The organism is Alphaproteobacteria bacterium (genome assembly GCA_024244705.1).
Lineage (GTDB): Bacteria > Pseudomonadota > Alphaproteobacteria > JAAEOK01 > JAAEOK01 > JAAEOK01.
In genome coordinates this window covers 1-817 of the sequence record JAAEOK010000039.1, presented here as the reverse complement: position 1 = coordinate 817, position 817 = coordinate 1, and the positions used below count along the sequence as shown (strand labels likewise).

The 817-nt window shown below is 45.0% G+C and carries 1 protein-coding gene; it reads left to right on the top strand.

Features of this window, described 5'->3' with window-relative positions; translation table 11 throughout:
* Positions 1 to 817 (top strand): hypothetical protein (locus GY791_06175; protein ID MCP4328007.1); only part of this gene is annotated, 817 nt, incomplete at both ends.

Here is an 817-nt window from a genome sequence, read left to right as displayed (position 1 = left end):
TATGAATGGTGATGGGAAGGTTGATTTGATTTTTCAGGGAAATGTCAATACGTTTTATGTCTCGCTTTCTACTGGAAGTGGGTTTTATCCCGCAGCCCAATGGCTGGACCACGGAGATACATTCCATGCCGGACAGGCACAGTATGCTGATGTGAATGGTGATGGGAAGGCTGATTTGATTTTTCAGGGAAATGTCAATACGTTTTATGTCTCGCTTTCTACAGGAAGTGGGTTTACTCCCGCAGCCCAATGGCTAGACCACGGAGATACATTCAATGCCGGACAGGCACAGTATACTGATGTGAATGGTGATGGAAAGGTTGATTTGATTTTCCAGGGAAATGTCAATGAGTTTTATGTCTCGCTTTCTACAGGAAGTGGGTTTGCGCCAACATCAACTTGGATGGACCACGGAGAATCATTCCAGGCTGGTCGGGCGCAGTATGCTGATATGAATGGTGATGGGAAAGCTGATTTGATTTTTCAGTCAAATAGCAATGAGTTTATTGTGTCTACTTCAAATGGCCCTTTCCCGGATAAATTAATCTCAACAAATAACGGCGTCGGCGGCACCACAACCATCACCTACAAACCATCCTCCCAATACGACAATGATGTTTTCCCCTTCATCCTCCAGACCGTCTCATCAATATCTGTAGATGACGGAAACGGAAATACATCAACTACAGACTATACATACTCGGGAGGTCTGCTTGACTATGAGACCAAGGAACTCAGGGGTTTTGAATATGTAAAGGTAACAGACCCGGCGGGCACGACAACAGAGACCTGGTTCAAGCAGAACGAAATCTTTAAG